The 9,907-nt window shown below is 54.0% G+C and carries 7 protein-coding genes and 1 pseudogene; 1 reads left to right on the forward strand and 7 read right to left on the reverse strand.

The annotated features are described in order from the left end of the window. Window positions 1–38: 38 nt before the first annotated feature. The 3 genes from C1A08_RS13305 to C1A08_RS12505 form a co-directional block, all read right to left on the reverse strand. Window positions 39–194, reverse strand: coding sequence for a hypothetical protein (locus C1A08_RS13305; protein ID WP_180951584.1), 156 nt, complete (start codon window positions 192–194; stop codon window positions 39–41). 555 nt (window positions 195–749) lie between these two features. Beyond that, window positions 750–1,370 (reverse strand): ribonuclease HII, encoded by a 621-nt coding sequence (locus C1A08_RS12500; protein ID WP_101573890.1) that lies wholly within the window; start codon window positions 1,368–1,370, stop codon window positions 750–752. 21 nt (window positions 1,371–1,391) lie between these two features. Then, on the reverse strand, window positions 1,392–4,487 hold the full coding sequence (locus C1A08_RS12505) for a glycosyltransferase family 117 protein (protein ID WP_101573892.1): 3,096 nt from the start codon (window positions 4,485–4,487) through the stop codon (window positions 1,392–1,394). Window positions 4,488–4,632: 145 nt separating this feature from the next. Between C1A08_RS12505 and cysS the strand changes: the two genes are divergently transcribed. Then, window positions 4,633–6,099 carry a cysteine--tRNA ligase gene (gene cysS / locus C1A08_RS12510; protein WP_101573894.1) on the forward strand — a complete coding sequence of 489 codons (1,467 nt, stop codon included), beginning with the start codon at window positions 4,633–4,635 and terminating at the stop codon, window positions 6,097–6,099. A 164-nt stretch (window positions 6,100–6,263) separates the two neighbouring features. Here cysS and C1A08_RS12515 read toward each other — a convergent pair whose 3' ends face one another. From C1A08_RS12515 to C1A08_RS13510, 4 genes and pseudogenes are all read right to left on the reverse strand, one after another. After that, the gene (locus C1A08_RS12515; RefSeq protein ID WP_101573896.1) at window positions 6,264–7,544 is read right to left on the reverse strand and encodes a UDP-N-acetylmuramoyl-tripeptide--D-alanyl-D-alanine ligase; all 1,281 of its coding nucleotides are present in this window, start codon (window positions 7,542–7,544) and stop codon (window positions 6,264–6,266) included. A gap of 73 nt (window positions 7,545–7,617) precedes the next feature. Then, window positions 7,618–8,703, reverse strand: coding sequence for a mannose-1-phosphate guanylyltransferase (locus C1A08_RS12520; RefSeq protein WP_172970778.1), 1,086 nt, complete (start codon window positions 8,701–8,703; stop codon window positions 7,618–7,620). Window positions 8,704–9,330: 627 nt separating this feature from the next. After that, window positions 9,331–9,642, reverse strand: a complete 312-nt coding sequence (locus C1A08_RS13505; protein ID WP_306345986.1) for a LytR/AlgR family response regulator transcription factor — start codon at window positions 9,640–9,642, stop codon at window positions 9,331–9,333. Then, window positions 9,619–9,907, reverse strand: a pseudogene (locus C1A08_RS13510) (type I restriction endonuclease); the annotation flags it as partial. The pseudogene C1A08_RS13510 and the gene C1A08_RS13505, both read right to left, overlap by 24 nt.

Consider the following 9,907-nt stretch of genomic DNA (forward strand, 5'->3'; position numbering starts at 1 on the left):
AACTCCGTTTTTAGTGTGTATAATCTGTTAATAGACGGTTAGCTGATATACAACGACAGCACTTTTTCCAGCTCTTTCAACTCCCGGACAACGCTTTTTGCACGGTTGTTCGACATTTTCTGTTGCATCCGGAAACGGGCCAGCCGTTCGACGGCTTCTTCCGCCTGCCGGATAGAGCCGATTGCTTCGGTCATCAGTCGATATGAATCTGTATCGGTTTTGTTTTTAATAGGTTGCGATTCGATCGGTTGGCTGATTCCGGCTTCCGATCCGGTTGTTCGGACTGCTTGCGACATGGGTTTCTGATGGTTTTGATTCGGGTTATCGACAGACCGTGCGGGACAGAACCGGTGAAGAGTGTTCATAACCTGAAACGAAATGTTCCGAATTGCAATCGATAACTCCCCGAAATGTTAATAAATAATTCGATAGAATATGGAATAAGCGAGCGGCGTTTCGTTCTCCGTTCCTCCGACCGGCGCGTTTGCCGTTTCCGTTCGGAAAAGTGCCCGGTCCGGGCCGTCGCTGTACAAATATAGAACGCCGCCTCCCCCTTTGTCAAGAGAGAGACGGCGTTTTTTTCAAAAAAACAGGAATTTTAGAGAGGCTCCGGTTTTTTATTTGATATGTAAGATGCGTTTAACCAGTTGCTTTTATTCTGTGTGAAGAAATTAATTATTGAAATAAAAAAATCGGCAAAAAGATCAATTTTTGAATCTTTCGATAGTCGTTTCACATTTTATCGTTGTTCATTTTTGGTTTTCGGCCGGTCGCTCGAACAGTCGCAACTGTTCGAATTCGTGGTTGAACGACATGCGGTGGTATGGCGACAGACCGTATCGCATGATCGCTTCCCTGTGTTCCCGGGTCGGATATCCTTTGTTTTTCTGCCAGTTGTATACCGGATATTCCTCGGCGATCCGCATCATGTAGTCGTCGCGGTAGGTTTTGGCCAGCACCGAGGCCGCAGCGATGGACGCATACGTCGCGTCGCCTTTGACGATGCAGCGGTACGGAATATCCAGCGTTGTCCGGAACCGGTTTCCGTCGATCAGCAGCAACTGCGGTTTTACCGACAGTCGTTCGACGGCGCGGGACATCGCCGCGAACGAAGCGTTCAGGATGTTGATCCGGTCGATTTCTTCCGGAAAAACCATCTCTACGGCCCAGGCTACGGCTTCCCGTTCGATAACGTCCCGTAACAAGTAGCGGTTTTTCTCGCTCATCTGTTTCGAGTCGTTCAGCAGCGGATGGTTCCATTCCGGCGGCAGGATAACCGCGGCGGCGGCCACCGGTCCTGCCAGCGGCCCCCGCCCGGCTTCGTCGCAACCGGCCTCGACCAGTTCGTGCTGTGAGCAGGTTTTCAGCATCTCCCTCGGCGGTCGGTAGGTTTATTGGAGTAGCGTCCCGTTGTCCGTGTCGATGGGCGTAACGGTTGGCGTTTCCTGCTTTTTATCTTCCACGATTCCTTTGTCGATGAGGTACTGTTCGATCTGCCGGGCTTGCCCGGTCTGTCCGAACATGCCCGCGATCTGATAAAGGTCGTAGAGGTATTCTGCGTTTTCCTTCACGTCCCGTAGAGTCAGGTCTTTGTATTTCCCTGTAAAGCGCAGGTAATAGGTAATGTTTTCCTCCAGGTTTTTCGCATATTCTTCCAGCACCTCGTTTCCCTTGTCGAAAGCTCCGGCCATATAATAGGCCTCGATGATCGGAACGGTCGACATGTAGTTGTGCCGGATCTGGCTGAACGGGATCTTCCGGATGCCGGTATCCAGCACTTCGATCGCCCGCGTCGTGTCGCCCTTTTCCAGCAGGGCCTTCGCCAGCCGGGCGTACAGCGTCCGCGCCTGCGTCGAGTAGAAATTGTTATGTACCGTATAATCGGCATAGACCTTCGGATCGTCGATGTTTCCGTAGGAGAATTCGTTCATCAGCTTGTCGTACAAGTAATCCGCATCGACCCGTCCGATGTTGAGATAGTCCCCTTTGGTTGCGATCGGCACCAGCCGGTACACGAATCCGTCGACCTGCAGGTAATCTCTCAGTCCGAGTTCTCCGGGCGAAATGGCTTGCGTGAAATAGATCGGCCGTTTCCAGTCGAAGTGCGCCAGCAGATCGATCAGCATCAGCTGGTCGCGCGTGACGATGCTGCCTTTCAGGGTCAGGTAGATCGTGTCGACCATCAGGTGCGCGTCTTCCGGTTTAACGATGCCGCTGGCGATCGCGTTCTCCTTATTGACCGGGATCGCGATTTTCCGCGTCGGAATGTAGTCCCCTTCCGTTCCGAACGGCGTGGTCACTTTGGTGACCGGATCGTCGAGCCTGATCCATTCGTCGATCACCTGTTTCGCGGTGGCCGATTTGAATCGTTCTTTGATCGGCAGGTAATCGTTCCGGTAGGTGTATTTGTCGCGCGGCAGGGTGAACGGCACGGGATCGGAGTCGTTGCTCTTCAATTTCATCTGGTCTATGTACCAGTCGGCGCCCAGGTAGCTCATGTTCATCACGCGAACGTCGGTGCGCACCCCTTCGACTTCCTGTGCGTACCACAGCGGGAAGGTGTCGTTGTCTCCGTAGTTCATGATGATCGCGTTGGGCAGGGCCGATTTCAGGTAATTCATCCCGAAGTCGCGGGCTACGAAACGCCCGGCGCGGTCGTGGTCGTCCCAGTTTTTAGCGCCCAGCAGGGCCGGTACGATCGCGCCGATCAGCGTTGCCGCTACGGCCGTGTAGACGTGATCTCTCTTGAACCAGCGTTTGAACGCTTCGTACAGGGCCGGTACGCCGAATCCGATCCACATGCAGAACGCGTAGAACGATCCCGCGAAAACGTAGTCCCGTTCCCTCGGCTCGGCCGGCGGCGAATTCAGGTAGACGGCGATCGCCACGCCCGTCATGATGAAGAAGGCCATGACGACCGTAAAGTTTCTGCCGTCTCGGTTCAATTGGTAGATCAGCCCGATGATACCGAGGATGAACGGTAGAAAATAGTAGGTATTTCGTCCTTTGTTTGCCGCTTTCTCGCTCGGCAGGTGGTCCTGCGGGCCGAGGAACAGTTCGTCGACGGCGTTGATCCCGGAGAGCCAGTTGCCGTCCGTAATTTCGCCGGTCGACTGGATGTCGCTCTGGCGTCCTACGAAATTCCACAGGAAGTACCGCCAGTACATGAAGTTCATCTGATAGGCGAAAAAGAATTTCAGGTTCTCTGCGAACGTAGGCACGGTAATCGTTTCATCGCCGAACGGGATTTGACGTCCTTTGATCTGCACCCAGTTCTGGTAAGCCTTGATGTCGGACGGTTTTTCCGAGTACATGCGCGGAAAGAAGAATTCGAACTGCGGATCGTATTCGTATCCGCCCAACGTCTGCGCCGATTCGTATTTCCCGCTGTCTCCCTTGTAATAGGCCGTTTTTTCTTTGTAAGCTATCGGAGGCGACGAATAGTAGGGACCTTTGACCAGCGGTCTTGCGCCGTACTGGTCGCGGTTCAGCAGCGACAGCAGCCCGTAGGGGTTGTTCGGCGCGTTGCTGTTCATCGGCGGGTTCGCCGCCGACCGGATCACGACCGAAGCGTACGAACTGTATCCGAGGATCACTACGGTCACGCACAACAGAATCGTGTTGGCCAGCACCTTTCCTTTTTTATGCGTAAGATAAACGCCCCATGCCAGCGCGGCGAACAGCGCGAAAGCGTAGACCGTGATTCCGCTGTTGAACGGCAGACCGAACGTGTTGACGAACAGCCTGTCGAACAGTGCGCCCAGTTGGATCGTTCCGGGAATGATGATGAACATGGCCGCCACGAGGATCGCGGCGGAAACCAGCAGCGCCTTGACGACTCCCCATTTGGTCACGCTGTATTTGCGGAAATAGTAGATCAGTACGATCGGCGGAATGATCAGTAGGTTCAGCAGGTGTACGCCGATAGCCAGCCCGGTAAGGTAGGCGATCAGGATCAGCCAGCGGTTCGCATGCGGTTCGTCGGCGACGTTTTCCCATTTCAGGATCGCCCAGAATACGATCGCCGTAAAAAACGAAGACAGCGCGTACACTTCGCCCTCGACGGCCGAAAACCAGAACGTGTCGGTGAACGTATAGGCAATGCTGCCGACCAGTCCGGCGCCGATCACGGCGATCGTCTGCGGCATCGACAGCTCGTTTTCTCTTTTACGCATCGCCCGGCGGGCCAGGTGCGTGATGCTCCAGAAAAGGAACATGATCGTGGCTCCGCTGGCCAGCGCCGACATCGCATTAACCATCAGGGCTGCATGCTGCGGCCCGGCGAACATCGTGAAGAAGCGCGATATCATCATGAACAGCGGCGCTCCGGGAGGGTGTCCCACTTCGAGTTTGTACGAGGTTGCGATGAATTCGCTGCAATCCCAGAAACTGGCCGTCGGCTCCATGGTCAGCAGGTAGACCATCGACGCGAAGACGAAGCAGAACCAGCCTCCGATCACATTGATTTTTTTAAAGGAATTGTTCATCAGATTTCTGTCGGTTATATTTTCAATGCCGTTTTTCGGGAAAACGTATAATCCCTGCAAAATTAGAAAAATAACGGAAGAAACCGCAATTTAGTCTGAACTATCGGAGAAAGTTTTTAATTTTGCGTTGTTAAAAAACGCAGCCATGAAATCGAATTTGTCTATCCATAATACCCTGACACGCAAAAAAGAGGCCTTCGTGCCGCTGAAAGCTCCGTTCGTGGGACTTTATGTCTGCGGCCCGACCGTCTACGGCGATCCGCATTTGGGGCACGCCCGTCCGGCCATTACGTTCGACCTGTTGTTCCGCTACTTGCGGGCGACCGGTTACAAGGTGCGTTACGTGCGCAATGTCACCGACGTGGGACATCTTGAGAACGACGCCGACGAAGGCGAGGACAAGATCAGCAAGAAAGCCCGGCTCGAACAGCTCGAACCGATGGAGGTGGCTCAGTACTATACCGACCGTTATCACGATGCGATGCGTCAGTTGAACGTCCTGCCGCCGAGCATCGAACCGCGCGCTTCGGGCCATATCATCGAGCAGATCGCGATGGTGCGGACGATTCTGGATCGCGGTTACGCTTATGTCAGCAACGGCTCCGTTTATTTCGACGTCGAAGCTTATAACAGGAAGTTCCGTTACGGAAAGCTCTCCGGCCGCGTACTGGAAGACATGATGGCCAATACGCGCGACCTGGACGGGCAGGGCGATAAGCGCAATCCGTTCGATTTCGCGCTGTGGAAAAAGGCGGCTCCGGAACACATCATGCGCTGGCCTTCGCCGTGGAGCGACGGTTTTCCCGGCTGGCATATGGAGTGTTCGGCGATGAGCACCCGCTACCTGGGCGAACAGTTCGATATCCATGGCGGCGGTATGGATCTGATGTTTCCGCATCACGAATGCGAGATCGCGCAGAGCACGGCCGCCTGCGGTCACGATTCGGCCCGTTACTGGATGCACAATAACATGATTACGATCAACGGACAGAAGATGGGCAAGTCGCTCGGCAACTTCATCACGCTTGAGCAGTTGACTACGGGCGCCCATCCGCTGCTCGAACAGGCCTACTCCCCGATGACGATCCGTTTCTTTATCCTGCAGGCGCAATACCGCAGCACGCTGGATTTTTCGAACGAGGCGTTGCAAGCAGCCGAAAAGGGATACGAACGCCTGATGAAAGCCGTCTCGACTTTGAAAAAGATCAAGCCGTCTGAAGCGTCTTCCGTCGATATTTCGGACGTTGAAGCCCGTTGTACGGCGGCGATGGACGACGACCTGAATTCGCCGATGGTGATTTCCGAACTGTTCGACTGCGTTCGGACGATCAATCAGATTTACGACGGCAAGCAGACGATTTCCGCCGCCGATCTGGCCGAACTGCGACGGGTCGTTGATTTGTTCGTGTTCGATATCCTGGGGTTGCGCGACGATCTGGCCGGCGATAATTCGCAGATGCTCTCTTCGGTGGTCGACATGATCCTGAATATCCGGATGGAGGCCAAGAACGCCAAAGACTGGGCCACGTCGGATAAGATCCGCGACGGCCTGGCCGCGATCGGCATCAAGGTCAAAGACCGCAAAGACGGTTTCGATTGGGAGGCGGAGTAGGGGCGAAGAGAGACGCTTCCGGTATAGTCGTTCCGGCCGAAAACGCCTGCGCCGCCCGGATAATCCGGGCGGCGCAGGCGTTTTATATGGATTTGCGCCGGCCGCGTGTTTGACCGTCCCGTCTTCTGCGTATTTTTCAACGACCCGCGCGCTTTCCTTGTTCGCTAAAGGCGTTCGGCCACGCTTTCCAGCTTCATCGTGCGCGATCCTTTTACGAGGATCAGGCGGCCGTGTATCGGATGTTCCTGCAGGTATTCGTTCAGCGCCGCCGCATCCGCGAAAGCCGGGTATATTCCGCGTCCCGCTTCCGAAAAGAGCTTTCCCACGAGGTAGACTTCGCCGATGCCGAGTTGCTGCAACAGTTCCACGATCCCGGCGTGTTCGGCTTCCGCGTATTTTCCCAGCTCGCCCATGTCTCCGAGCACGACCGCTTTGGGTTGTTCCGAGGGTTCTTTCGCAAAATTGGCGAGCGCCGCCCGCATACTCGACGGATTGGCGTTGTAAGCGTCCATAATCAGCGTGTTGCGCGCTCCCGCTTTCCGTTGCGACCGGTTGTTGTCCGGTTCGTAGCTTTCGATAGCCGCTACGATCTGCTGTTCCGGGACTCCGAAATGGCCGCCCACCGCGATGGCCGCCGCCACGTTGCCGATGTTGTAATCCCCGACCAGATGCGTCCGGATTTCCGTCGCGCCTTTCCGTACCGTCAGGTAGTTTCCCTTTTCGGCTGCCGTCATCCCCGCCGTAGAGTAGGGAACCGCCTGCAATCCTTTTCGTTTCCCGATCATCTGCGCGAGGTATTCGCTTTCGCTGGAATAGAACGCCGTTCCTCCGTGCGTCTGTAGGTAGTCGAGCAGTTCCCCTTTGCCGCGCATAACCCCTTCGATGCCGCCGAAACCTTCCAGGTGCGCTTTGCCGATGTTGGTGATCAGTCCGAAATCGGGTTGTGCGATCGAGCACAGCAGCGCGATCTCTCCGCAATGACTCGCACCCATCTCCACGACGCCGAATTCCGCCGAACGGTCCATCGCCAGCAGCGTCAGCGGCACTCCGATGTGGTTGTTGAAATTTCCCTGCGTGACCGCTACGCGGTATTTCCGTTTCAGCGTCCGGCTGATCAGTTCTTTGGTCGTCGTTTTTCCGTTGCTGCCCGTAATCGCGAGGATCGGAATCCCCAGTTGCCGGCGGTGGCGTGCAGCCAGTTCCTGCAATGCTTTCAGCGTATCGGGTACGACGAAATAGTTCGCCTTTTCCGCCGCGGACATTCCGTCCGTTACCGCCGGGTCGTCTATGACCGCCGCCGCCGCTCCCGCTCCGACCGCCGCCGCCGCATAGCGGTTGCCGTCGAACGTTTCCCCGTGCAGCGCAAAGAAAATTCCTCCCGCGACGACCTGCCTGCTATCGGTCGAGATGCGCGGGAATTTGCAATATAAGTCGTAAAGTTCCATGAAGTCGTTTCCGGTTGAGATTCGGCATTTTCCGGCCGCCGTTCCGTAAAAGACCGGCCGGTTTCGGTCGTTTTTAAATGAATTCGTCCCCGATCTTGAATTTCGTGTCGTCGATGAATTTTTTGATGTTCTGTTCGTTCGCCTTGGGACAGATCATCAGGACGTCCTTGTGGTCGACCACGATGTAATCCTTCAGCCCTTCGATGACGGTCAACTTATCCGTGTCCGTCTTGACGATGCATCCTTCCGTGTCGTACAGCATACAGAAGCGGCTTTCCACGTTCCCTTTCTCGTCTTTGGGCGAATGCTGGTACAGCGATCCCCACGTTCCGATGTCCGACCATCCGAAGTCGCTGCAGCGGACGTAAACGTCGTGCGCCTTTTCCATCACGCCGAAGTCGATCGAAACGTTGCGGCATTCGGGGTAGATGCGTTCGATGTGCTGCTGTTCCTGCGGGGTATTGTAGTAGGCCCCGATTGACCCGAACGTCTGTTGCAGGTCGGGCAGAAAGGCGCTGAAATTTTCGAGAATCGTTTCGGTCTTCCAGATGAAAATGCCCGAATTCCAGAAAAATTCGCCGCTTTCGACGAATGTTCTCGCCAGTTCGAGGTTCGGCTTTTCGGTAAACGTTTTGACTTTGAAGATCGGCGAGCCGTCCGTTTCGGAGCGGTTGTCGACCTGGATGTAACCGTATCCGGTGTCCGGGCGGTTCGGCCGGATGCCGATGGTCATCATCGCCCGCCTGTTCTCGGCGAATTCGGCCGCTTCGACGATCGCCCGGCGGAATTCGTCCTCGTTGAGGATCAGGTGGTCTGCCGGCGTCACGATCATCGTCGCATCCGGATTGACCGTTTTCAGCCTCCAGGCGGCATAGGCGATGCACGGGGCCGTGTTGCGTCCCACCGGTTCGCCGAGCACCTGGCGCTCCCCGATTTCCGGAATGTGCCGCAATACCTGCTCTTTATAACTGTTGTTGGTCACGACCAGGAAATTTTCCGGCGGAATGATTCGGGCGAACCGTTCGTAGGTGTGCCGGATGAAGCTTTTTCCGGTTCCGAGGATGTCGAGGAATTGTTTCGGTGTCGAACGGCGGCTGATCGGCCAGAAACGGCTGCCGACGCCTCCGGCCATGATGATGCAGTATCGGTTGTTGTTCATATGCTTTTTGCAGTTTTATCATACAATATTACGGCATTTTATCGGGATAACCAAACCGGGTCTCCTTAAAAAACAGGGTGAGTATGAAATAGTGTAAACAACACTATTACTGCTATTTAACGATATTTAACAAAAAATAGTCAAGCGTTAAAACCGCGTGAAAAGGCAAAATTCGGAAGGAGTTGCGTTGCCAAATCGTTACCGCAATCTCTTTCCGGACCTTGTTTTTAATGTATTGGGTTTCCGTTTCTTGCATCGTTTTTCATAACCTCGAATAACTCTAAGTCATGTATCATTGCAAAAAGTCTTTAGAGTTATGGCAAGAAGCACTTTCAAAGTCCTGTTCTATTTGAAAAACGTACTAAAACAAATTAGCCATTGATAGATAGTGATTTACAGTGAAAATCTCTATTATTGGGTTACGATTTACCAACTTGCAGACTTCATCGGGTTTCTCAATATTGCTTTTTTCAAATAACGCTTCCATGTCTGTAATAGTAACAATAAAAATCCGAAAAACGGAATGTTGACGTTTTCGGCAAGTTCTTTAAGTCGCAGGCGGGCATTTCCCCCGCACAATATAGGAAGAGATTGGGAGAGACGTTACGTAATGCTCTGCTTGCTTCGTTACCCATTCCCGCCCAGCATCGCCATCACTTCCTCCGCATACTTCTTCCCCACGGGCAAGATCTTGCCCGTCTTCGACAGCGTCACTTCCGAGTGCGTGAAACGGGCGATGCGGTTGCGTGCCACCACGAAGGAGCGGTGGATGCGGACGAACTCTCCCGGAGGAAGCTGTTCCTCCATGCCACGCAGGGGAATCTTGGAGAACACCGATGAGTCGTCGGCAAGATGCACCTTGACGTAGTTGTCCACGGACTCTATGTATAATATGATGTTGATGGGAATGGTTACGTTCTTGTATTCCGATTTCAGCACGATTTGCTGCATGGCTCGCCGCGGACTGACATCATAGGTTTTCAGTTCGATCTGAACAACCGGAATACCGTTGATAAGCAGAATAACATCGTAACGATGGTAGCTGTTATCGGTATTCATCCGTAATTGATTGATTACTTCATAGTCGTTCTTACACCAATCTTTTATATTGACCAGTGTGTATTGCAATGGCGTTCCGTCCTCACGGGTAAATGTATTTCGCTCGCGTAACCTTTTCGACGATACGAAAACATCGGGATTGATA

Source organism: Alistipes sp. cv1 (genome assembly GCF_900240235.1).
Taxonomy (GTDB): Bacteria; Bacteroidota; Bacteroidia; order Bacteroidales; family Rikenellaceae; genus Alistipes_A; species Alistipes_A hominis.